This window comes from Marinobacter sp. V34 (assembly GCF_055524115.1).
In genome coordinates this window covers 71309-93829 of record NZ_JBUPZY010000010.1, presented here as the reverse complement: position 1 = coordinate 93829, position 22521 = coordinate 71309, and the positions used below count along the sequence as shown (strand labels likewise).

Below are 22521 nucleotides of genomic sequence, written 5' to 3'. Positions count from 1 at the left end.
GCCGCTCTCGGCTGAACCTTCCGACCACTCATGTCTGGCCAATATTCGACCAAACACATCCTGCCATTACATGGACTTAATATAGGTCGTGGAAGATTAGTTCATATTACGAACGAATAAATAATATTTTTGTTAAAATTTTTAGTTATTACGTAGCGTTGATCGCGAACTAGGTAAGAACGCTCAGAAGGGTTGAGGCAGGGTTGGATAAAATTTTGAATTGTAGCGGTATTGAGGATGCCGTTCGGTGAAGTTGAGGTTATGGAGAGGGGGTTCAAAACTCTGCCAAGCAGTCATACCTTCAGGCATAGCTTCGCTACTCGCTTGCTTGAAGCTGGGTATGACATTCGCACAATCCAGAAATCACTGGGCCATGCGGATATCCGCACCACAGAGATCTACACGCATGTCGTGTGCAAAGGAGGCTTTGGGGGTAGACGACGCCTTCTAACTTTCCCAACGGCTTTCGGGGATACGCTGTACGTGGATATGTCCGATCAGGCGAATGGTGGGGCGAATCAGGAATTGGAAACTGCCAATAATGAACAGCCAAATGGCCGCCTTCTCATGTTCAGGAAACAGAAAAAGGATGCTGCCCACCAGAAACCAGATGGCGATCAGAAAATCATTGATGATACTGAACACTTCGTAACGGCGCCGTATAACCAGTTCTTCATGGCCAAATCGAAGGGTTAGTGGGTTGTCTGTACGGTCTTCAGCCATTACACATCCTGTTTCCGATGGGGTTTGCTGAGTTATTGCATTTCTTTGTAGGCTGCGTCGGTGCGTGCCGCCATGATGTAATCGTTTTTGTGCAGGCCGCCGATCTTGTGAGTCCACCAGCGTACGGTGACTTTACCGTATTCCAGCAGGATGGCAGGGTGGTGCCCTTCCTCTTCGGCCAAGTCGCCCACCTTGTTGGTGAATGCTTGGGCCTGGGCAAAATTCTTGAGTTTGAACACTCGTTGTAGCTGTTCTTCCCCGTCCAATTCAACTAACTGCCAGTCTGGTACGTCCTTGCCCAGTGTTTGCTTCTGGTCAGCAGTGGCTTTAGGTGCATCTGCGCTGCAGGCTTCGCAGCTTTGTTTCGTCAGTTCACTCATTTCAACCTCCATGGTTGATGGCTGTACTACAAGCGTGGGTCCGTTCCGCCACATTATCAACCCACCGCTTGAAATCCTGCCTTTTTCAGAATACTGTATATTTAAACAGTATACAGAGAACTTTCCATGAGCGAAATTCTGAACACGCTGATGCAGGACGCCCGTGTGTGGCAGGGTCAGCACCATGTCCGCACTAGCCGACCAACAGAGCCAACCGGTTATCAGGTGCTGGACAACCAGCTCGGCGGTGCTGGCTGGCCCCGTGGGGCGTTGAGTGAGTGCCTGCTGGATGAGCCCGGCATTGGTGAACTGCACCTGCTGCTTCCCCTGATGCAACGGCTTTCCCAAGCGGGCAAAACCGTATTCTGGCTGAACCCGCCCCATACACCCTACGCCCCTGCCCTGGCCCGTGAAGGGGTCAACCTGGATCAGGTCATACTGATCAACACCGAAGACGATGGCGACTTCCTGTGGACACTGGAAAACTGCCTGCGCTCACCGGTCACTGGCCTGGTGATGGCCTGGCCTGGAAAACTGGCAGCCCGGGACATACGGCGTTTGCAACTAGCTGCGGAAGCCGGTAGCAATGTGTGCGTGCTGTTCCGCGAACGTCGCCATGCCGAACAGAACTCTCCGGCGGCGCTACGCCTGGATCTGACCGCGGGAAGTCAGCAGGCGCTCAAGATCAATGTCCTGAAACGTCGCGGCAGCTGGCCCGGCCAATGTTGCTCAGTAGCCATGGATCACCGGGCAGACCTGGCCTTCCGGGAAGCTCCCCGGGTGGTCCAGGGCCCCTGGGCCGGCAAGTCCGGGTAAGGCGTACCATGCTCTGGCTGTATCTGCACTTTCCTCACCTGTTGCTGGACCATATTCGCCGCTCCCATGAAACTCAGGAGGCGTTGGCTATTGTGGAAGGCTCTGGCCAGAAGGTTATCCAGGCCTGCCCGGAAGCCTGTGCCCAAGGAGTACAGGCTGGCATGCGCCTGAAAACCGCCATCAGCTTGGTACCGGAACTCGGTATAGTAAGGGCAGATCACCAACAGGAAGGCCGGATACTGGAAGACCAGGCGCGCTGGCTATACCGGTATGCGGCTCATATCGTACTGGTACCCCCGGATGGCCTATTGGCGGAAGTGGGTAGCCTGAAGCGGCTTTATGGCGGGCTGGCCGCCGTCTGGCAGACTGTGGAGCAAGGGCTGGATGAACGCCAGCTTAACGCCTGGATAGGCATCGGCCACACACCACTGGCCGCCCGGCTGATTGCCCGGGCCGGCAAAGGCGAATGCACGGCAGACAGAGGTCATATCCTTCGCACACTGGGGCAGATGTCCCTGCTGGCTGCGGAGTTTGATGACAAAACCTGCACACGTTTGCAACGAATCGGCCTGAACACTCTTGATGAGGTCTTCGCGCTGCCTGTCGGTGAACTGGCCCGTCGTCTGTCGCCGGAAACCCTCGCGTATGTGCAGAAAATCCAGGGTAACCGCTCAGACCCACAAACACCCTGGCAACCGCCCCACACCTTTCGCCAACAAGCGGATTTTGTGCAGGAGATTGAGCAGTCTCAGGGACTGCTGTTCCCCCTGCAACGCATTCTGTCAGAACTGGAGGAAGACCTGTGCTGGAGACAGCAGGATACCGACAGTCTGTTGCTGGTCCTGCAGCACCGACACCAGGAACCTACCCGCATTCGGATTCGTACCTCCGGTCCCGAGCATCGAGCCGAGGCCTTCCTGAACCTCTTTCGTCTACGGTTTGAGCAGCACCCGTTAAGGGCCCCGGTGATCTCATTGGTGCTGTCGGTTAAACGCTTCCTGGGGCGGGAAGAGGCCTCTGGCCAGGATCTCCTGGGTGAAACGCAGGATCTGAACGAAGCCTGGCATACTCTGATCAGCCGCTTACAGGCAAGGCTTGGTGGACATTCATTGCGACAGCTATCGCCGCAGGCGGATCACCGGCCCGAACGGGCCTGGTCGGCCTCCGAGGTGCAGCGAAAAAATCATACCCGCCTTCTTTCTCCCAGCCAGTTACCCCGTCGCCCTTTATGGTTACTCAAAGGGCCACAACCGCTGGCCGAAGCTCCGGCCATGTGGTTTGCGGGCCCGGAACGGATCAGTGGTGGCTGGTGGGATGGCCAGCGGGTACACCGGGATTATTACATTGCCCAGCTGTCCACCGGTCAGCTTGCCTGGGTGTTCCGGGATGTGCGGGATGGCTGGTTTGTGCATGGGTGGTTTGGCTGATGAGCGAATTCATCTATGCCGAACTCTTCTGCTTCAGCAATTTCACCTTCCTGACCGGGGCCTCACACCCCCATGAACTGGCCGAACGTGCGCTGGAGCTGGGCTACTCCGCACTGGCAATCACAGATGCCTGCTCTGTGGCTGGCATTCCTCGAGCCTGGGCCGCACTGAAAGACAGCCCGGTTAAGCTGATCACCGGCAGTTGGTTTGAACTTGAGGATGCCCCGCCCGGAGCGGCCACACCCCGCTTTATCCTGCTAGCCCGCACTCGCAAGGGGTATGGCCAGCTTTGCCAGTTGATCACCACTGGCCGCCGACAGGCAGAGAAAGGCCAGTACCGATTGTTCTTCCGGGATATTGAAACCCATTCACTGAATGATTGTGTGTGCCTGTGGCTGCCCCCCTCACCCATCGTGGCAAATGCAGACCAGGCCCTGGCCTGTGGTGAATGGCTCCAGCGCCTGTTCGAGCCGAACCTCTGGATAGCTGCAGCCCGCACCCTTGAATCCGGAGAGGAGCAGCAACTGGCCCGGGCACGCTGGCTGGCAGACTATTTGCGCTGCCCGATAGCCGCCACCGGTGAGGTGCACATGCACAGCCGCGAGCGACAACCGCTGCAAGATGTACTCACGGCCCTGCGCAATCACACCAACCTGGAGAACGCCGGCCATTGTCTGTTCCAGAACGGGGAGCGATACCTACGGCCATTGCCGGTTCTGCAGCGCCTATTCCCGGCACCATGGCTTAGGGAAACCCTGGCGATTGCACAGCAATGCACGTTTCAGCCTGGCAGCCTGCGGTATGAGTACCCACCCGATCTGGTGCCGAGCAACGAATCACCGGCGGCCTACCTGCAAAGGCTCACCCGGGAGGGCGAACGCCGGCGTTATCCCGGAGGCACACCGCTGAAGGTTCAGGGGCTGATTCGAAAGGAATTGGCGCTGATCTCGGAAATGCAGTACGAGCACTACTTCCTCACCATCCAGGACATTGTCGCCTTTGCCCGCAGCCAGGGCATTCTGTGCCAGGGTCGGGGCTCTGCCGCCAACTCTGCCGTGTGCTACTGCCTGGGCATCACCGAGGTCAACCCGGCTCGCGTGGAGTTGTTGTTCGAGCGTTTCATCTCCAAGGATCGCGGAGAACCACCCGATATCGATGTGGATTTCGAGCATGAGCGGCGGGAAGAGGTTATCCAGTACATCTACCGGCGCTACAGCCGTGAACGCGCAGCCTTGGCCGCCACTGTGATCCGCTATCGGCCACGCAGTGCCATCCGGGATGTGGGCAAGGCCCTGGGCTTTGATCCCGCCATGGTGGAACAGCTGTTGGAAGGCATCGATTGGCGGGACAAGGCCAGCAACTGGCGCCAGCAGATTCTCGACAAACACCTCACCCGCAACCCGAAAGTGGCCGACCAGTTCTTTACTCTGGTGAATACCCTGTTGGGCTTCCCTCGCCACCTGTCCCAGCATGTCGGTGGTTTTGTCATTAGTGCCGGGCCATTGGCCGAGTTGGTGCCAGTAGAGAACGCCGCCATGGCTGACCGTACGATTATCCAGTGGGACAAGGATGACCTGGAAAGCCTGGGCCTGATGAAAGTGGATGTGCTTGCCCTGGGCATGCTCACGGCCATCCGCAAGGCCCTGGACCTGATCAGTGAGGAAAAGGGAGCCCCCTTTTCCATGCAGGATATCCCCCAAGAAGATCCGGACACCTATGCCATGTTGCAAAAAGGCGACAGCATCGGCGTCTTCCAGGTGGAATCCCGTGCCCAGATCAATATGTTGCCGCGCCTGAAACCGGAAAAGTACTACGACCTGGTGATCGAGGTGGCCATCGTCCGCCCCGGCCCTATTCAGGGAGACATGGTTCATCCCTATCTGCGTCGCAAGCATGGTCTGGAGCCAGTGGACTATCCCAACGATGCCGTACGGAACGTTCTGGAACGCACCCTGGGCGTGCCTATCTTCCAGGAACAGGTGATCAAGCTGGCCATGGTGGCCGCTGGTTTCTCTGCCGGTGAAGCCGACCAACTCCGCCGTGCGATGGCTGCCTGGAAATCCCACGGCGACCTGACACCGTTTCGGGACAAATTGATCAACGGCATGCTGGAACGGGGCCACGATGCCGATTTTGCCGAACGGTTATACCTGCAGATCTGCGGATTTGGAGGTTACGGTTTTCCAGAATCCCACGCCGCCAGTTTTGCGCTGCTGGTGTATGTGTCCTCGTGGATTAAACGCCACTATCCAGCCGCTTTCTACTGCGCCCTGCTTAACAGCCAGCCCATGGGATTCTACTCACCCTCACAACTGGTCCAGGACGCCCGTCGTCATGACGTTACCGTACTACCACCGGATGTAAACCACAGCCAATGGAATCACACCCTGGAGTCGCCCAACCGCCATTTGCGTCTGGGGCTCAGGCTCATACAGGGCCTCTCTGCCAGCGGCGCCGAGAGTCTGCACAACAAGCGCCCTGCTGAAGGTTACCGGTCCACCGCTAAACTGCGTCACCTGGCCGGCCTGAACCAACGCGACATGGAACTGCTCGCCGGCGCTAACGCCATGCCAGCGTTCACCACTAATCGCCATCAAGCTTACTGGCAACTGCTTGAGCATGAACAGCCCGCAGAGCTCTTTGCCAGAGAAGCACCGGCTCATTACCAGACAGAACACTGTTTCCAATTGCCCGAACCCACGGAAGGCCAGAACGTTCTGGCCGACTACGCCAGCCAGGGTTTGACCCTGCAGCGCCATCCACTGGCCCTGCTCCGGGAACAGGGCCACCTGAAGTTTTGTCTTAACGCCGAACAACTCAAGAATATCCAGCCTGGCCGACCGGTTCAGGTTGCAGGCCTGGTTACTGGCCGCCAACGCCCCGGCTCCGCCTCCGGTGTTACTTTTGTCACCCTTGAGGATGAAACCGGTAATGTAAATGTGGTGGTGTGGCTGGAAACCGCGCGGCGGCAGCGCAAACCGTTAATAACCGCTCGACTTCTACATGTGAAGGGGGTTCTGGAAAGAGAGGGGGATATTGTTCACGTGATGGCAGGAAGGTTGTCGGATTTGAGCCATCTGATTCAGGCGTTGCCCGTTAACTCGCGGGATTTTCATTGATGAGGCGCCATCACTCAAATCACAGACCACGAAACAAGAAAGCCCCGCAAAGGCGGGGCTTTCTTAGGTGCTTGAGTAAAACAATCAGCTAAGCAGCTTGATCATCACACCCGCAGCCACCGCAGAGCCGATAACACCGGCCACGTTCGGACCCATGGCGTGCATCAGCAGGAAGTTCTGCGGGTTGGCCTCAAGGCCTACCTTGTTGGACACCCTCGCTGCCATCGGTACCGCGGAGACACCAGCGGAACCAATCAGCGGGTTGATAGCCTCCTTGGTGAAGCGGTTCATCAGCTTCGCCATCAGAACACCACACGCAGTACCCACAGCAAAGGCCACAATACCCAGACCCAGGATACCCAGTGTCTGGCCATCCAGGAACTTATCGGCCATCAGCTTGGAGCCCACGGACAGGCCCAGGAAAATGGTTGTGATGTTGATCAGAGCGTTCTGAGCAGTGTCACTCAGGCGTTCGACCACACCACACTCACGCATCAGGTTACCGAAGCAGAACATACCCAGAAGCGGTGCAGCGTCCGGCAGGAACAGAACCACGGCAATCAGTACCACCAGCGGGAACACGATCTTCTCTTTCTTGCTCACCGGGCGGAGCTGGGACATTTTGATGGCCCGCTCTTTCTGGCTGGTCAGTGCCTTCATGATGGGCGGCTGGATCATCGGCACCATCGCCATGTAAGCGTAGGCTGAAACCGCGATTGCGCCGAGCAGATGCGGTGCCAGAACACTGGACACATAAATGGAGGTAGGACCATCCGCACCACCGATAATACCGACTGCGGCGGCTTCAAGGATGGTGAAGTCCAGGATACCCAGCCAATCGAGCAATGCAGCACCCAAAACGGTTCCGAAGATACCGAACTGAGCAGCAGCGCCAAGCAGCATCGTCTTGGGGTTAGCCAATAGCGGGCCGAAGTCCGTCATCGCGCCGACACCCATGAAAATAACCAGAGGACCAATGGTGCTGCCGATAACCACCGAGTAGAAGTTATACAACATACCGTGGCCGTAGCCGAAGTCCTGGGCAAGAGCGTTTGCCATCGCCATGTCAGAGTAGCTGGCTTCTTTGACAGCAACCTTGAAGGCTTCTTTCAACTCGGGCGTTACCGCCTGTCCGGCCTGATAGGCAACATCCAGCGGTGCAGCCAGCGCGGCCAACACCTGCGTAGCGTCACTCTTCAGGGCAAAGTGGATAGCGTTTTCCGCCGCAGTCAGGGCTAACCCTGCCTCAGGAATATTCGCCAGAATACCGCCAAACCCGATGGGGACCAGCAGCAGTGGCTCAAACCCCTTGCGAATCGCAAGGAACAGAAGAAGAAGGCCAATGGCGATCATAATCACCTGGCCGATCTCTATATTGAACAGGCCACTACCTGTCCAGAGTGTCATTAATTTATCCATGGAATGCTGGCCCTTATGCGATTGTCAGCATTTCATCATCAGGGGAGACGGCATCACCGACCTTGATGAAGACTTCGCCGATGGTACCGGCTTTCGGTGCCCGAACCTCGGTTTCCATTTTCATGGCTTCGAGAATGATCAGCACATCGCCCTCTTCCACGGCGTCGCCGGGAGATACCAGAACCTTAAAGATATTGCCGCCCAGGGGCGCCACCAGAGGTTCACCTTCACCCGCAGCCGGTGCCGGTGCGGAAGAGGAGGCAGCTGGTGCGGATGCAGCACCGCCTTCACCCTGAATCTGGCTAATTTCACCGCCTTCGGATACCGCAACAACATACTTCTTGCCATTAACGTCGACAGTGTACGTTTCCGGGCCTTCAGCTTTCTTCGCAGGCGCTGCATCTTCAGCGCTCGGAACCGGCTCAAATGCATCCGGGTTGTCACGGTTTTCGAGGAACTTCAGACCAATTTGCGGGAACAAAGCGTAGGTCAGCACGTCATCCTCAACGTTATCGGCCAGCTTGATGCCCTTCTCGTCCGCCAGCTTCTTCAGCTCGTCGGTCAGCTTGTCCATTTCCGGCTCAAGCACATCCGCCGGACGACAGGTCATCACTTCCTTGCCATCCAGAACGCGCTCCTGCAGTTCCTTATTCATGGGTGCCGGCGCAGCGCCGTACTCACCCTTGAGGATGGCGGAGGTTTCCTTGGAGATGGACTTGTAACGCTCACCGGTCAGAACGTTCAGTACCGCCTGGGTACCCACGATCTGGGAAGTCGGAGTGACCAGCGGAATGAAGCCCAGGTCTTCGCGAACCTTGGGAATTTCATCCAGAACTTCGTCGAACTTGTCGCTCGCGTTCTGCTCTCGCAGCTGGTTTTCCATGTTGGTCAGCATGCCGCCTGGTACCTGAGCAATCAGGATGCGGGAATCGGTGCCACGCAGGCTGCCTTCAAATCTCGCATACTTCTTGCGCACCTGGCGGAAATAGCTGGCGATTTCTTCGAGCAGGGTCAAGTCCAGGCCGGTGTCACGGTCTGTACCTTCCAGAATGGCAACGACCGCCTCGGTGGGCGAGTGTCCATAGGTCATGCTCATGGAAGAAATCGCAGTATCCACGTTATCGATACCGGCTTCCGCGGCCTTGATGGCGGTGGCGGTAGACATGCCAGTGGTCGCGTGGCACTGCATGTGGATGGGGATATCCAGCTCTTTCTTCAGACGGCTGACCAGATCAAAAGCCACATAAGGCTTAAGGATACCGGCCATGTCCTTGATGGCGATGGAGTCCGCGCCCATGTCGGCAACTTCTTTCGCCATCTCAACCCACATCTCGATAGTGTGCACGGGGCTGGTGGTGTAGGCGATGGTGCCCTGGGCATGCTTACCAGTCTTACGAACGGCCTTGATGGCACGATCCAGGTTACGCGGATCGTTCATTGCGTCGAAAATCCGGAACACGTCTACGCCGTTCTCGGCGGCACGCTCACAGAAATGGTCGACCACGTCATCGGCGTAGTGACGGTAACCCAGCAGGTTCTGGCCACGCAGCAGCATTTGCTGTTGGGTGTTGGGCATGGCCTTTTTCAGTTCACGGATGCGCTCCCAGGGATCTTCGCCCAGGTAACGGATGCAGGAGTCGAAGGTAGCTCCGCCCCAGGATTCCAAAGACCAGAAACCAACCTTGTCGAGTTTCTCGGCAATGGGCAGCATGTCGTCAAGCCGCATGCGGGTGGCAAGCAGGGACTGGTGGGCGTCACGCAGGATAACGTCCGTAATCCCCAGCGGTTTCTTTGTGTCAGTCATCGTGTCAGCCTTCTGTTTAAAGGTTCTAATCTATCTGCCAGGTCACTTCTTGTGGCGTGACCGGTATTGTGCAATCGCTTTTTTAATTGCTTCAGCGGTGTCAGGATCAACCGACGATGGCGCCGAAGGCCTTGCACGTGGAGTACGGGCCGGAGCAGCAGGTTCAGGCGGGCCGAACCGGTGGACCAGTTTTGACATGAGCAGGGTTGCAAACACCAATATGACCAGGAATACGAAGACAAACCCCATGCCTGCGACCATCAGATCGATGGCTTGTGACATTAGCTCACTCATAACAAATAGCTACCTGTATTGAGTTGTTGATTTTCCCGAGCCGTTGGCCAAGCCGCGCCAGGAGCGTGGTTTTACCAGCCATCCAGACGGTTCGGGGGGCAAAATCCCGCGTAATTTACCGTTTTCCGACTCACTGAGCAACCTAATTGGCGGTTTCAATAGGTGGTTTCCGAGCTCTCTGGCCCGTACTGACGGGCTCCCGGCAGGCAAAAATCATTCTCATTCATGCATAGCGCACACGCATTTTCCGGCCCTTTATACGCCCCTGCTCCAGCCTTTTCAGCGCCGTCGCTGCTGATGCCTTCTCCACCGCCACAAAACACTGGAAATCGAAAAGATCGATCTTTCCCACAACTGCCCCGGGTAGCCCCGCCTCACCCGTTAACGCGCCAAGCACGTCACCCGGCCTGACTTTGTCTTTTCGCCCACCCGCGATACACAGGGTTCTCATTGCCGGCTTCAGCGGATGCAACGCTGTTGTCAGCAGCTCTCCCGTATCACCCCAGGCCACGGCCTGCTTACGCCCGGATTCCAGCCGGTTGATCTTATGGGCCTGAGACGGTATGCAGAAGGTGACCGCCAGCCCTTGCTCCCCGGCCCGGCCGGTTCGACCGACGCGATGGGTATGCACTTCCGGGTCCCTCGCCGGCTCCACATTAACCACCAACGGCAAAGACTTTATATCCAACCCGCGGGCCGCCACGTCGGTTGCCACAAGCACGGAACAGCTTTGGTTGCCGAAACGGACCAGAACACTGTCACGATCCCGTTGCTCCAGATCACCATGAAGCGGCAGCGCCGAAAACCCAAGGTCGTTCAGCTCACTGGCGACGTCGTCACATTGTTGTTTCGTGGTACAGAAGGCAATACAGGACGCTGGCTGGTGCAACGACAATAACGCGGCAACAGCCTGAACCTGCTGCCCGGGCGCAATCTCGTAGAATCGTTCGGTAATATCGGACTCAACAGCCTGGCTCTCAATCCGGACATCCGCGGGCGCATGCTGGTACTGCTCGCTGAGCTTGCGGATATTGTCAGGCCAGGTCGCCGAAAACATCAGGGTCTGCCTTTTTTCGGGCGCCTGGCTGATGATGTCTTCCACCGCGTCCTGGAACCCCATATCCAGCATCCGGTCAGCCTCATCCAGGATGAGGGTTGTGAGCTGGTCCAGCTTCAGCGTGCCCTTGCGCAAATGATCCTGAATACGCCCTGGAGTACCTACCACGATATGAGCACCATGGCTGAGGGACCCGATTTGAGGGCCAATAGCCACGCCACCGCAAAGCGACAGAATCTTTACATTGTCACGGGCCCTTGCCAGCTCTCGCAGTGACTTCGACACCTGGTCCGCTAGCTCACGCGTGGGACAAAGTACCAACCCCTGCACCGAAAAGCGGCGCGGATTCAGCCGTTCCACGAGGCCGATACCAAATGCCGCCGTCTTGCCACTTCCGGTCTGCGCCATGGCGATCAGGTCCTTACCTGCCAAAGCATGAGGCAAGGCGCCAGACTGGATCGGTGTCGGATTTTCAAAACCAAGCCTCGACAGGTTCGCGAGCATTGGCTCGGAAAGGCCCAACTGACTGAATGACGGCATAAAGGAAATTCCCGGGGGCAAATGGATAATAAAGGATGGGTTCGACCAGCAGCGCTGCGGGCGTATACTTAGCGCAAAGTTTACCAGAAATAGAAGACACTCACGGAGCCGTTCATGCCATCACTACAGGATCAGTTGTTAAAAGCCGGCCTGGCCGACGAAAAAAAGGCTAAGGCCATTCGCAACGAGAAACATAAGAAGCGCAAACAACAGCCCAAAGGGGCCGTTGAGGTCAACGAAGCGGAAATCCGTGCCCGCCAGGCACGGGAAGAGAAAGCAGAACGGGACCGGCTATTGAACCTCGAGCGCCAGAAACAGGCCGAAAAAAAGGCCATCCAAGCCCAGATCAGGCAACTGGTGGAGACCAATCGCCTTGATCGCTCGCGAGGTGAGACTTCTTATCAGTTTGTCCACGACAAGAAAATCAAAAAGCTCTTCGTGGACGACACTATGGTAGACCAGCTGTCTCGGGGACGACTGGCCATCGTTTTCGTGAACGACGCCTACGAGGTTGTTGCCGAAGGCGTGGCCCGCAAGATCATGGAGCGGGACGAACGTGCCGTTGTGGTACTGCATGATCGCAAGAGCGACGACCAGGGGGATGATGACCCTTATGCGGGTTACGAGATTCCAGATGATTTGATGTGGTAATGCAACAAAAAACCCCGCTCAAGGGCGGGGTTCTCTGTTTGATATGGCGCGGCTGGGAGGATTCGAACCTCCGACCGCCTGGTTCGTAGCCAGGTACTCTATCCAGCTGAGCTACAGCCGCTAAAAATTGTGCCTACTGAAAACGGGAAACTTGGTATAAGTGGCGCGGCTGGGAGGATTCGAACCTCCGACCGCCTGGTTCGTAGCCAGGTACTCTATCCAGCTGAGCTACAGCCGCGCATTCATACTTCCAGATTCAGCAGTGTTCTCTTTTTCTCCGAAAAGAATGGCGGAGAGGGAGGGATTCGAACCCTCGATACGCGCAATGCGTATGGCTCCTTAGCAGGGAGCTGGTTTCAGCCACTCACCCACCTCTCCTTGAGAACGGGGCGTATACTACCATAATATTTCTGTTTTCATAGGGTTGACACGAGTTTTTTCAAACCCCGCTCCTATAGGCTCAGAAAAACCCTTCGGGAGGCAAAAAATAAGCCGCCTGGGTTTCCCTCAAACGGCTTTTGGTCACTCTCAGCTGTTGCCGGGCTCCGGCTCTCCAGAGCCTTTCTCGCTCTGAATCCGCTGATAGATTTCCTCGCGGTGAACCGCCACTTCTTTGGGGGCGTTTACACCAATGCGAACTTGGTTCCCCTTGACCCCAAGGACGGTTACGGTGATCTCATCACCGACCATCAGGGTTTCGCCAACACGGCGGGTCAATATCAACATGTCCTTTACTCCCTTATCCAGAGCTACCTGTTCCGACAAATGTATACTGCTTACTTTTATAGTGGGATCACTTGCCAATCAAAAGCCGCACAATCACTTATACGTACTTACGAAAGCAAAAGCCTGCAAATGGTGCCCTTTTTCGGAAAACCAATGCGAACCGACTTTTTAAGTCCGCGTATTTTCAGGCTTCCTCTACCCCGGGCTTGTCCAGTTCGAACGCACTATGCAGCGCTCGAACGGCCAGCTCAAGATATTTTTCATCAATCACCACGGAGATTTTAATCTCAGACGTGGAGATCATCAGGATATTGATCCCTTCGTTGGACAGCGCTGCAAACATTTTAGTTGCAACACCGGCATGAGACCGCATGCCAACACCCACGATACTGACCTTTGCTATTTTGCTGTCACCACTAACTTCGCGGGCACCAAGTTCATCCGATACCCTCTGGAGAATAGCCTGGGCACGCTTGAAGTCGTTGCGATGCACTGTAAAGGTGAAGTCCGTGCGGTTGTCCGCACCCACATTCTGAACAATCATGTCGACTTCGACGTTAGCATCACTGACAGGCTGAAGAATGCGCAATGCACTGCCCGGTGTATCCGGCACGCCGGCAATCGTTAGCTTGGCTTCATCACGGTTAAAGGCTATGCCGGAGACAACCGGTTGTTCCATGGCGTTTTCATCCTCAAGTGTAATCAGGGTACCTTCGCCTTCCTGAAAGCTGGAAAGCACCCTTAAAGGGACATTGTATTTACCTGCAAATTCCACAGAACGAATCTGAAGGATCTTTGAGCCCAGGCTGGCCATCTCAATCATTTCTTCAAACGTAATCCGCTCCAACCGACGCGCGCTGTCCACTACCCGTGGATCGGTGGTATAGACACCGTCTACATCAGTGTAGATCTGGCACTCGTCAGCCTTCAATGCCGCAGCAAGGGCAACGGCGGTGGTATCAGACCCGCCACGACCAAGTGTAGTGATGCTGCCGCTCTCGTCGATGCCCTGGAATCCTGCAACCACAACCACACGGCCGGCGTTGAGGTCTTCCCTCATGCGCTGCTCGTCAATCTGCTTGATGCGCGCCTTGGTATGGCTACTATCGGTCAGAATTCGAACCTGGGAGCCGGTATAGGAGCGCGCATCACAGCCACGTTTTTGCAGCGCCATGGACAGCAGGGCAATGGTCACCTGCTCACCGGTGGAAACCAGCACATCCATTTCCCGGGGCGTGGGTTCTTCCATGATGTCGTTGGCCAGACCAATAAGGCGGTTGGTCTCTCCACTCATGGCAGACACCACAACCACCACGTCGTGACCTTCCTTGCGGAAGCGGCATACCTTCTCAGCAACCGCTTCAATCCTTTCCGTGGTGCCCACCGAGGTGCCACCAAATTTTTGAACCAAGAGCGCCATTTCTTTCCCGATACCAAACGTGGACAAACGGCAGGGCTACCCCCCCACCTCAGAGGACCAAACGGGCGAGATTATATACATCTGCCCATTTTCGATACAGTTATCTAAGCAATATTTTTCTCAACCCAGGCAGGAACGCCAGCAAGGGCATCCGCCAGTTTGGAGGGGTCGTTGCCGCCACCTTGAGCCATATCCGGACGACCACCCCCTTTACCGTCAACCTGAGCCGCCAGATGCTTCATCAGGTCTCCGGCTTTGATCCTGCCAGTCGCTGATTTTGTTACGCCAGCCACAAGAGTCACTTTGCCGTCTTCGACACTGGCCAGCACCACAACACCCTCGCCCAGCTTGTTCTTGAGTTGGTCGGCGGTTTCCATCAGCGCCTTGCGATCCGCGCCTTCCATTTCAGAGGCCACCACTTTAAGGCCAGCCACGTCCACGGCGGAGCCTGCCAGATCGGTACCAGCAGAACTTGCCAGCTTCGCTTGCAGCGCATTGATGTCTTTTTCCAGCTGTCGATTACGATCCAGGGTCTGCTGAACTTTCTCCAGTAGCGTCTCCCGGGAACCTTTAACCAGCTTCGCAGCCTCCCGCAGGGTTTGCTCGGTTTCCTCAACCCATTCAAGGGCACCAAAACCAGTCACCGCCTCAATACGGCGAACACCCGAGGAGATACCGCTTTCCGACGTAATCCGGAATAGCCCGATATCACCGGTGCGCACGACGTGGGTACCACCGCAAAGCTCCACCGAATAGGCATCAGAGCCCATGCTAAGCACCCGAACAGTATCGCCGTACTTTTCACCGAACAACGCCATAGCCCCTTTGGCCTGGGCCTGTTCCATATCGGTGACTTCGGTCTCTACCGGGGTATTCTCCAGTATCTGCTCATTAACCTGGCGCTCAATTTCCCGCAATTGTTCCGGTGTTACCGCCTCAAAATGGGAGAAGTCGAACCGCAGTTTTTCCGGGTCCACCAGCGAGCCTTTCTGCGTAACGTGTTCGCCCAGCACGTTGCGGAGCGCGGCGTGCATCAGATGGGTCGCCGAGTGGTTCTTCTTGGTCCGTTCGCGGCGGGCGTGATCAATGCGGGCATCCACTTCCAGCCCGGGAAACAGTTCGCCTTCGATCACGGTGCCGATATGCAGGTGGTTGCTGCCCTCTTTCTGGGTATCTGTCACCTTAAAGCGGCCACCGCTCCAGGTCAGCAGGCCGGTATCGCCCACTTGGCCGCCAGACTCCGCGTAAAATGGCGTGCGTTCCAGCACCAGAACGGCTTCATCCCCTGCTTGGGCCGTCTTTTCCTCACCACCCACGATCACGGTGCGAATGGTTTCATGGCCGTCGATATGTTCGTAACCGGTAAACTCAGTAGAACCGTCAATGTTCAGACCGGCGGCGTTGTAATCCATACCGAACTTACTGGCTGCACGAGCGCGCTCACGTTGACGCTCCATGGCTTTTTCATAGCCGTCGTAGTCAAGTGTCAGGCCGCGCTCACGGGCGATGTCGTTGGTTAGATCAACCGGGAAACCGTAGGTGTCGTAAAGGGTGAAGATAGTTTCACCCGGAATCTCGGAACTCTTGAGCGCTGCAATGTCCTGCTCCAGCAGGCGTAGGCCTTTATCCAGTGTTTTGGCAAACTGCTCTTCTTCCTGCAGCAACACTTTTTCAATCTGCTTGCGGCTGCTGACCAGTTGCGGGAAGGCGTCGCCCATCAGCTCAACCAATGCCCCAGTCAACTTGTGGAAGAAAGGCTGCGAGGCACCCAATTTGTTGCCATGGCGAGCAGCGCGGCGGATGATGCGGCGCAGTACGAAGCCACGTCCTTCGTTGGATGGCATCACACCGTCAGAAATCAGGAAAGCACAGGAGCGGATGTGATCCGCCACCACACGTAAAGACGCTTCCGTGGTTTCAACGCCACCGAGAATGTCGGAAGCTGCGTTAAGCAGATCCTGCATCAGGTCGATTTCGTAGTTGCTGTGTACGCCCTGCAGTACGGCTGTTATACGCTCAAGCCCCATGCCGGTATCCACCGAGGGCTTGGGCAGGGGCAGCATCTCACCGTCCGCCTGTCGGTTGTACTGCATGAACACCACGTTCCAGATTTCGATGTAGCGGTCACCGTCTTCTTCCGGGCTACCGGGAGGACCACCATCTACATCGGGACCGTGGTCGTAAAAGATTTCGGTACAGGGACCACAGGGACCGGTATCGCCCATTTGCCAGAAGTTGTCAGATGCGTATGGAGCGCCTTTGTTGTCGCCAATCCGTACGATTCGATCTGCCGGAACGCCGACTTCCTGATTCCAGATATCAAAAGCTTCATCGTCAGAGGCGTAAATAGTGACCCAGAGCTTTTCCTTGGGCAGCTTCAGCCAGTCATCGCCGGTCAGGAAGGTCCAGGCGAAATTGATGGCTTCACGCTTAAAGTAGTCACCGAAGCTGAAGTTACCCAGCATCTCGAAAAAAGTATGGTGGCGCGCGGTATAGCCCACGTTCTCGAGGTCGTTGTGCTTGCCGCCGGCACGCACGCATTTCTGTGTGGTGGTTGCCCTGCTGTAGTCACGCTCTTCACGGCCCAGGAACACATCCTTGAACTGATTCATCCCCGCGTTGGTAAACAACAGGGTCGGGTCGTCCGCCGGCACCAGTGAACTGCTCGAAACAATGGTGTGGCCCTGCTGTTTGAAGTAATCGAGAAACGCCTGTCGCAACTCTGCGGTTTTCATAGCCCTTTGATACCCTTCTATAAACCCGTCGGGGTCCACGTTTAAAGACACATACTTACATGCGCTTGCAAATCCGCTACTCTAGCACACGCCGAGAACAGGAAAAACGTGAAACATCACAGGAGAAGCCATGCCCCGCCGCTTTCATACCGCTGAGGAACTCCTTCCTCCCGCTGCATTCATCAAGCGACTGATGGCGGTGATTTACGATTCGTTGATCAGCATAGCGGTGCTACTGGTGACCACCTGGATGTATACCCTTGTGGCGGGCTGGGTGACCGGGTGGGATCAATATGAAGCGATGGCGGAAGCGGGTACTCTGAAGGCAGACCCACTACTTACATTCGTACTATTCCTGGCACTGTATCTGTTCTTTGGTTACTTCTGGACCAGGAACGGCCAGACACTGGGCATGCAGGTGTGGCGCATTCGCATCGAGAATATGGACGGCACTTCCGTGTCCTGGACACAGGCTCTGAAGCGCTATGTGGCCGCAGCGGCCATTCTGTTCGTAGCGCTGCTGGGTGCTTATTACCTGAACGCAGCCACCCTGTTTGTGACCATCCCGGCGATCCTGGCTCTGTTTTATCCGATCAACGGGCTATCGCTGACCGACCGCGCTTCCGGCAGTATCGTTGCCACGATCCCCAAAGAGGTAAAAAAGAAGTAGCTAACCGGCCCTCTTCATCAGCACCGCCCCAACCATCGCATTAATCGCTATTGGCAGGATGATTGCCAAAACCGGGTTGAAACCGAACACCAGGCTCATGGGGCCCAACAGGTCCTGCATGTACTTGAACAACAGCCCCACGATCAGGCCAGTGAAAACCCGGAACCCCATGGTCACCGACCGGAGCGGGCCGAAAACGAACGAGATGGCGACCAACACCATGACCGCGGTGCCCAACGGCATCAGCACCTTCTTCCAGAACGCCAGCCAGTAATTGGCGGCATTCAGGCCCTGCTCTCCCAGATAGCTCGCGTAAGTATAGAGGCCGGAGATCGCAAGATCCTCGGGCTTTACAATCAGTACACTGAGAACACTGGGTGACAGACCGGTTTCCCAGCGCAGGGCCCGGTGCGTTTCCTGCGTGGTTTTTTCATCGCCAAGCCTGGTGGTGGCCACATTTTCCAACAACCAGTGATCGCCCTGATAGATCCCTCTTTCTGCGAAGCTGGCGGAGACCAGCCAGCGGCCCTCATCGAATCGGAACAGCGACACCCCGTGTAGCACACCATTGGGCTGAACCGCATTCAAATGCATAAACACATCACCCTCCCGGTGCCAGATGCCCGAGGCAGACGCAATGCTTTCGCCGGCACCCTGAGCAACGGTCTTCTGGCTCTGAGCCATGCGCTCGGCCGGTGGCGCAATGTATTCACCAATCAGCACGCCGAGGATAACCACCACCAGGGTCGGCTTCATAGCGGACCAGACAATCCGCTTGAGGGAAACGCCCGCGGCTCGAATAACCGTGAGCTCCGACGAGCTCGCCATGGTGCCGAGACCAACCAGGCAGCCCATAAACGCGCCAAGGGGTAGATAGTCATAGATGCGCCGCGGCAGGGTCATGAGCACGTAGAGCAAAGCCTGCAGCGTCTGGTAGTCGTTCTCAGCGTCGTCCAGTTCGGCAATAAACGCGAAGATCAGGTCCAGGGACAGCACCACAAGCATCACCAGGAACATGGCGCCACCCACTGTGCTCATCACATAGCGATCAATCTTACGCATGTTGCCGCGCCTCCTTCAGCAGGCGCCGACGGTAGAGCCAGGCCGGTCCGAACTGCAGCCACAGCCCCAGAGCCAGAAATAGGGCGTGCACCCATAGTAGCCCGATCCATTCTGGCACCTTGCCCCCTTCCAAGGCATCACGGGCCACGATGAGCAAGCCAAGGTAGGTTATATAGACCAGCATGGCCGGCAGCAGGTGGAAAAATCGTCCCTGACGGGGATTGACTCGGCTCAGGCGCACCGCCAGCAGCGTCACTATCGGCACGATAAGCGGCAGCGTGAATCGCCAGTGCAGCATGGCGCGATGTTCCGGATCGTCCGACGCCATCAGGGCCGAGGTCGCGAGCCCTTCCTCCAACTCTTTGTCGCCCGCGCTGCCACTGCGGATCTTGAGCCCATAGGCTTCGAACCCGGTTACGTCGTACGCCAACTGACCCGGCAACCCTTCAAAACGGGCACCATTTTCAAGAACGAGGAAGCGACTGCCCGTTTCCTCGTCAACAAGCTGAGAACCTTCGCGGGCTGTAATGATCGACAGGCCCTTGCCATTGTCACTGTGCTCGGCAATGAACACACCCTTGAGCCGACGCTTGTCTTCACTCAACGCCTCCGTATAAGTCACACGTTCACCAGACGACAACGACTGGAAGCGACCCGGCGCCAACATTTCAAATTCCGTCGCCTGGCGCTGTTCGTTGAATATTCCCTCGACTTTCTTCATGCCCCAGGGAGACACGTAGAGGCTCATGGCACCCACCACCAACATCACCGGGATACTGCCAAGAAGTGTTTTCATCAGCAGCTGTTTGTCGCTCACACCGCAGGCAAACAGCACCGTCATTTCACTTTCCAGGTACATGCGCCCATACGCCAGCAGAATGCCAATGAAAAAGCCCAGGGGTAGAATCAGCTCCAGGAAACCCGGGAAACGGTAGGCCATAATCTGGAACAGCACGTCTCCGGCCAGTTCCCCGGCAGCAGCGTCAGCCAGATACTTGATAAACCGGCCGCTCATGAACACCAGCAGCAGAATGCCGGATACGGCAAGCATGCTGATGATCACCTGACGGGTAAGGTATCGAAAAACGATATTCAAATCGGTCTCTCAGAGCCGGATGCGACCGGAATCGATGGAAATCGGGATTCGCCGTATTCTAAGTAACCTTGGGGCCGAATGACAGAGCACGGAAGTTAACAAAGAGGTTAACAAGCTGTCAGCGCTTGATAATTTACCCCCGAACCCCAATGCTATAGGCATTCGGACAACAAGCCCGGGGCCGGGCCTGTCCTCCACCAGAATAACCAACGGGAGTTGCTATGAACTTTACTCTGAGCAGTAAGCCCATTTCCGATACCAAAGCGGATTGCCTTGTTGTTGCCCTGCCCGAAAAAGGTGACTGGCCCGCCTCCACCACACAAGCGAACGAAGCGCTGGGCGGACTGATCAAAACATTGCAGAAAAACGGGGACGCCACCGGTAAAAACGCAACTACCCAACTTATTCCTCTTGAGGGTCAGCCTTGGGCTCGTCTTCTGCTGATTGGCACCGGAACAGACAAGGACCGCACGCCAGCCAGCTATCGCAAGGCCCTGATTGCCATGGCCGGGCAGGTCAAGGACGCCCCTTCCAAGCACGTACTGATTGGTTTGAGCGACACTCTCATTTCTGGCGATGACGCCACCAGTTCGGAAGCGGCACGCCTGAACCTGATCGGCCGCACCCTGGAGGAGCAGTTCTACCGTTTCAACGAGTTCAAGAGTGAAAAGCCGTCAGATCGCAAGCTTGCGAAAGTCACCGTTGCCGTATCATCCGCCGGCAGAGCTCTGAAGGACGCCTTCAATCTTGGCCTGGCTACGGGGCGCGGCATGAACTTCACGCGCGATCTGGGCAACACTCCACCGAACGTATGCCACCCTACCTGGCTCGCCGAGCAGGCAGAGCAGTTGGCCAAGGACAACGACGTCATCAAGACCGACATCCTTGACGAAAAGCAGATGAAGAAGCTGGGAATGCACAGCCTATTGTCAGTGTCTGCCGGAAGCGCCCAACCCGCCAAACTCATTGTCATGGAATACCGCGGCGGCAAGGCGAAAGACAAGCCCTACGTCCTCGTGGGCAAAGGTATTACCTTCGACACCGGCGGTATCAGCCTCAAGCCCGGCGAAGGCATGGATGAAATGAAGTACGACATGGGCGGCGCCGCCGCTGTGTTCGGCGCCATGAAAACCATCGCCGAGACCAAACCGAACATCAACGTGGTCGCCGTTGTTGCCGCCGCCGAGAACATGCCCAGTGGCACCGCGACACGCCCGGGTGACATCGTCACTTCCATGTCCGGCCAGACCATCGAAATCCTTAACACCGACGCCGAAGGCCGTCTTGTATTGTGCGACGCCCTGACCTACGTCAAGAAATTCGACCCTGAAGTGGTCGTCGACATGGCCACGCTCACCGGTGCCTGCATCATTGCACTGGGCAGCCACGCCACCGGTCTGCTGAGCAACAACGATGATCTGGCCAACGACTTGCTCGCTGCAGGTGAGCGAGCGGGTGACCGCGCCTGGCGTCTGCCTCTGTGGGATGAATATCAGAGTCAGTTAGACAGCAACTTTGCCGACATGCAAAACATCGGTGGTCGCCCCGCCGGCACCATTACCGCCGCGTGTTTCCTGTCCCGATTCACCAAGGACTACCCCTGGGCCCACCTGGACATTGCCGGCACCGCGTGGAACTCCGGCAAAGCCAAAGGCTCCACCGGCCGCCCGGTACCCATGTTGGTCGACTACCTGATGTCTCATGCAGGAAAGTAATCCGGGCTCACAGGATGAACGGAACCAGTCCTACTGGTTCCACATCCTCGCCCAGAACACCCCTGCGGCTCGGAACCTCCATGCCGCCAAGCTGGTGGACAAGGCACGCCAGCAGGGAGACCGCGTAGGCGTCGTCTGCGACACTATGCAACAGGCTCAGGAACTGGACGACCTGCTCTGGAACTTCAGCCCCGAAGCCTTTATCCCCCACAGCATCGTGCCGGACTCCGCCGCGACCTGTACCGATCCCGTCGGGATACTGCTGTGCCAACCGGTGGCGGAGGACTGGGACACCGTGATTATCCTCTCGGCTACCTTGCCGGCGGATGCGGACCGCTTTAAGCGGTTAGCTCTGGTGGCCCACAACGACGAGGCCGTTCTTGGTCAGGCGCGGTCGCATTTTAAGCAGTTGCGGGCGCTGGGAATTGAGCCTCGGGTGCATGATCAGAGGAAGCGGTGAGATTTTTCCTTTTAGCTTTTGTAAGACGGCCGGTTTCGGTGGAGGAGCGGGGTGGTGATATTTATTTCCCTTGGAAAAGAACTCGCTGCGCTCGGACACCTTTTCCTGGCGGGACATAAATATCACCACCCCACTCTTATAGGCCTGCCGGGTATCTCCAGAACGGCGCGGGATCTGTCTGTGTTTTATCTGAAAGCGGGATAGGTAAAAACAGACTCACAATCAAACCCAGGTAAAACCATCGAACACAGCCGAGACAACTCGGACTCCATAAGGGTATGGGGGTGGTTTGAATTTCAGGCGAGAAAAGGTGTCTGAGCGAAGCGAGTTCTTTTCCCGCCTGAAATTCAAACCACCCCCGTACCCCTCCCCCTTGGTTCGCCGAGAACCCAAGGAGCATGTATAAT

Annotated in this window: 18 protein-coding genes, 3 tRNA genes and 1 pseudogene; 8 read left to right on the top strand and 14 right to left on the bottom strand. The window is 56.6% G+C overall.

The features are described 5' to 3' along the window. Positions 1-225: 225 nt before the first annotated feature. A pseudogene (locus AC0B60_RS16220) lies at positions 226-438 on the top strand (tyrosine-type recombinase/integrase); the annotation flags it as partial. Positions 439-447: 9 nt separating this feature from the next. On the opposite strand, the gene AC0B60_RS16215 reads toward AC0B60_RS16220, so the two are convergent. Continuing rightward, positions 448-723 (bottom strand): YrhK family protein, encoded by a 276-nt coding sequence (locus AC0B60_RS16215; RefSeq protein ID WP_465086947.1) that lies wholly within the window; start codon positions 721-723, stop codon positions 448-450. A 32-nt stretch (positions 724-755) separates the two neighbouring features. Beyond that, positions 756-1103 carry a 4a-hydroxytetrahydrobiopterin dehydratase gene (locus AC0B60_RS16210; RefSeq protein WP_465086945.1) on the bottom strand — a complete coding sequence of 116 codons (348 nt, stop codon included), beginning with the start codon at positions 1101-1103 and terminating at the stop codon, positions 756-758. Positions 1104-1229: 126 nt separating this feature from the next. On the opposite strand from AC0B60_RS16210, the gene imuA reads away from it, so the two are divergent. Genes imuA through AC0B60_RS16195 form a run of 3 tightly spaced genes read left to right on the top strand, consistent with a single transcriptional unit; the run spans position 1230 to position 6465 of the window. Beyond that, the gene (gene imuA, locus AC0B60_RS16205) at positions 1230-1919 is read left to right on the top strand and encodes a translesion DNA synthesis-associated protein ImuA (RefSeq protein WP_465086943.1); all 690 of its coding nucleotides are present in this window, start codon (positions 1230-1232) and stop codon (positions 1917-1919) included. A gap of 8 nt (positions 1920-1927) precedes the next feature. Further along, the gene (locus AC0B60_RS16200) at positions 1928-3346 is read left to right on the top strand and encodes a Y-family DNA polymerase (RefSeq protein WP_465086942.1); all 1419 of its coding nucleotides are present in this window, start codon (positions 1928-1930) and stop codon (positions 3344-3346) included. Beyond that, on the top strand, positions 3346-6465 hold the full coding sequence (locus AC0B60_RS16195) for an error-prone DNA polymerase (RefSeq protein ID WP_465086941.1): 3120 nt from the start codon (positions 3346-3348) through the stop codon (positions 6463-6465). The genes AC0B60_RS16200 and AC0B60_RS16195 overlap by 1 nt, the downstream gene beginning before the upstream one ends. A gap of 84 nt (positions 6466-6549) precedes the next feature. Here AC0B60_RS16195 and AC0B60_RS16190 read toward each other — a convergent pair whose 3' ends face one another. The 4 genes from AC0B60_RS16190 to dbpA form a co-directional block, all read right to left on the bottom strand. Then, positions 6550-7884 carry a sodium ion-translocating decarboxylase subunit beta gene (locus AC0B60_RS16190; RefSeq protein WP_465086940.1) on the bottom strand — a complete coding sequence of 445 codons (1335 nt, stop codon included), beginning with the start codon at positions 7882-7884 and terminating at the stop codon, positions 6550-6552. Between the two features lie 13 nt (positions 7885-7897). Continuing rightward, on the bottom strand, positions 7898-9688 hold the full coding sequence (gene oadA, locus AC0B60_RS16185; protein WP_465086938.1) for a sodium-extruding oxaloacetate decarboxylase subunit alpha: 1791 nt from the start codon (positions 9686-9688) through the stop codon (positions 7898-7900). A 42-nt stretch (positions 9689-9730) separates the two neighbouring features. After that, positions 9731-9982 carry an OadG family protein gene (locus AC0B60_RS16180; RefSeq protein WP_465086937.1) on the bottom strand — a complete coding sequence of 84 codons (252 nt, stop codon included), beginning with the start codon at positions 9980-9982 and terminating at the stop codon, positions 9731-9733. A 223-nt stretch (positions 9983-10205) separates the two neighbouring features. Continuing rightward, positions 10206-11579 (bottom strand): ATP-dependent RNA helicase DbpA, encoded by a 1374-nt coding sequence (gene dbpA, locus AC0B60_RS16175; RefSeq protein ID WP_465086935.1) that lies wholly within the window; start codon positions 11577-11579, stop codon positions 10206-10208. A 114-nt stretch (positions 11580-11693) separates the two neighbouring features. Between dbpA and AC0B60_RS16170 the strand changes: the two genes are divergently transcribed. Then, positions 11694-12230: a DUF2058 domain-containing protein gene (locus tag AC0B60_RS16170; protein ID WP_465086934.1), complete on the top strand. Its 537-nt coding sequence runs from the start codon at positions 11694-11696 to the stop codon at positions 12228-12230. A gap of 44 nt (positions 12231-12274) precedes the next feature. Here the strand turns inward: AC0B60_RS16170 and AC0B60_RS16165 are convergent. The 6 genes from AC0B60_RS16165 to alaS all read right to left on the bottom strand — a co-directional run bounded on the left by AC0B60_RS16165 (position 12275) and on the right by alaS (position 17111). Further along, a tRNA-Arg gene (locus tag AC0B60_RS16165) sits at positions 12275-12351 on the bottom strand. 40 nt (positions 12352-12391) lie between these two features. Beyond that, positions 12392-12468: transfer RNA gene (locus AC0B60_RS16160), tRNA-Arg, on the bottom strand. A gap of 49 nt (positions 12469-12517) precedes the next feature. Next, positions 12518-12608: transfer RNA gene (locus tag AC0B60_RS16155), tRNA-Ser, on the bottom strand. Positions 12609-12758: 150 nt separating this feature from the next. Beyond that, a complete protein-coding gene (csrA, locus tag AC0B60_RS16150; protein ID WP_465086932.1) occupies positions 12759-12956 on the bottom strand; it encodes a carbon storage regulator CsrA in 198 nt (65 codons plus the stop codon). Positions 12957-13140: 184 nt separating this feature from the next. After that, positions 13141-14376: an aspartate kinase gene (locus AC0B60_RS16145; RefSeq protein WP_465086930.1), complete on the bottom strand. Its 1236-nt coding sequence runs from the start codon at positions 14374-14376 to the stop codon at positions 13141-13143. Positions 14377-14480: 104 nt separating this feature from the next. Continuing rightward, positions 14481-17111: an alanine--tRNA ligase gene (alaS, locus tag AC0B60_RS16140; protein ID WP_465086929.1), complete on the bottom strand. Its 2631-nt coding sequence runs from the start codon at positions 17109-17111 to the stop codon at positions 14481-14483. 130 nt (positions 17112-17241) lie between these two features. Between alaS and AC0B60_RS16135 the strand changes: the two genes are divergently transcribed. After that, positions 17242-17781, top strand: coding sequence for an RDD family protein (locus AC0B60_RS16135; RefSeq protein ID WP_465086928.1), 540 nt, complete (start codon positions 17242-17244; stop codon positions 17779-17781). Here AC0B60_RS16135 and lptG read toward each other — a convergent pair whose 3' ends face one another. Together lptG and lptF are read right to left on the bottom strand one after the other, a co-directional pair. Next, positions 17782-18843 carry an LPS export ABC transporter permease LptG gene (lptG, locus tag AC0B60_RS16130; protein WP_465086927.1) on the bottom strand — a complete coding sequence of 354 codons (1062 nt, stop codon included), beginning with the start codon at positions 18841-18843 and terminating at the stop codon, positions 17782-17784. Further along, complete coding sequence (gene lptF / locus AC0B60_RS16125) at positions 18836-19939, bottom strand: LPS export ABC transporter permease LptF (RefSeq protein ID WP_465086926.1); 1104 nt, start codon at positions 19937-19939, stop codon at positions 18836-18838. The genes lptG and lptF overlap by 8 nt, the downstream gene beginning before the upstream one ends. Before the next feature lie 221 nt (positions 19940-20160). On the opposite strand from lptF, the gene AC0B60_RS16120 reads away from it, so the two are divergent. Together AC0B60_RS16120 and AC0B60_RS16115 are read left to right on the top strand one after the other, a co-directional pair. After that, the gene (locus AC0B60_RS16120; protein ID WP_465086925.1) at positions 20161-21654 is read left to right on the top strand and encodes a leucyl aminopeptidase; all 1494 of its coding nucleotides are present in this window, start codon (positions 20161-20163) and stop codon (positions 21652-21654) included. Next, positions 21641-22114 (top strand): DNA polymerase III subunit chi, encoded by a 474-nt coding sequence (locus AC0B60_RS16115; protein WP_465086924.1) that lies wholly within the window; start codon positions 21641-21643, stop codon positions 22112-22114. The genes AC0B60_RS16120 and AC0B60_RS16115 overlap by 14 nt, the downstream gene beginning before the upstream one ends. Positions 22115-22521: the final 407 nt, after the last annotated feature.

Excerpts from the sequence above, each read along its gene's own strand:
- imuA (WP_465086943.1), top strand. The coding sequence starts at position 1,230 with ATGAGCGAAATTCTGAACACGCTGATGCAGGACGCCCGTGTGTGGCAG.
- AC0B60_RS16115 (WP_465086924.1), top strand. The coding sequence starts at position 21,641 with ATGCAGGAAAGTAATCCGGGCTCACAGGATGAACGGAACCAGTCCTAC.
- oadA (WP_465086938.1), bottom strand. The coding sequence starts at position 9,688 with ATGACTGACACAAAGAAACCGCTGGGGATTACGGACGTTATCCTGCGT.
- AC0B60_RS16190 (WP_465086940.1), bottom strand. The coding sequence starts at position 7,884 with ATGGATAAATTAATGACACTCTGGACAGGTAGTGGCCTGTTCAATATA.
- dbpA (WP_465086935.1), bottom strand. The coding sequence starts at position 11,579 with ATGCCGTCATTCAGTCAGTTGGGCCTTTCCGAGCCAATGCTCGCGAAC.
- AC0B60_RS16215 (WP_465086947.1), bottom strand. The coding sequence starts at position 723 with ATGGCTGAAGACCGTACAGACAACCCACTAACCCTTCGATTTGGCCAT.
- AC0B60_RS16180 (WP_465086937.1), bottom strand. The coding sequence starts at position 9,982 with ATGAGTGAGCTAATGTCACAAGCCATCGATCTGATGGTCGCAGGCATG.
- AC0B60_RS16170 (WP_465086934.1), top strand. The coding sequence starts at position 11,694 with ATGCCATCACTACAGGATCAGTTGTTAAAAGCCGGCCTGGCCGACGAA.
- AC0B60_RS16210 (WP_465086945.1), bottom strand. The coding sequence starts at position 1,103 with ATGAGTGAACTGACGAAACAAAGCTGCGAAGCCTGCAGCGCAGATGCA.
- AC0B60_RS16200 (WP_465086942.1), top strand. The coding sequence starts at position 1,928 with ATGCTCTGGCTGTATCTGCACTTTCCTCACCTGTTGCTGGACCATATT.
- AC0B60_RS16195 (WP_465086941.1), top strand. The coding sequence starts at position 3,346 with ATGAGCGAATTCATCTATGCCGAACTCTTCTGCTTCAGCAATTTCACC.
- AC0B60_RS16120 (WP_465086925.1), top strand. The coding sequence starts at position 20,161 with ATGAACTTTACTCTGAGCAGTAAGCCCATTTCCGATACCAAAGCGGAT.
- alaS (WP_465086929.1), bottom strand. The coding sequence starts at position 17,111 with ATGAAAACCGCAGAGTTGCGACAGGCGTTTCTCGATTACTTCAAACAG.
- lptG (WP_465086927.1), bottom strand. The coding sequence starts at position 18,843 with ATGCGTAAGATTGATCGCTATGTGATGAGCACAGTGGGTGGCGCCATG.
- AC0B60_RS16145 (WP_465086930.1), bottom strand. The coding sequence starts at position 14,376 with ATGGCGCTCTTGGTTCAAAAATTTGGTGGCACCTCGGTGGGCACCACG.
- AC0B60_RS16135 (WP_465086928.1), top strand. The coding sequence starts at position 17,242 with ATGCCCCGCCGCTTTCATACCGCTGAGGAACTCCTTCCTCCCGCTGCA.
- csrA (WP_465086932.1), bottom strand. The coding sequence starts at position 12,956 with ATGTTGATATTGACCCGCCGTGTTGGCGAAACCCTGATGGTCGGTGAT.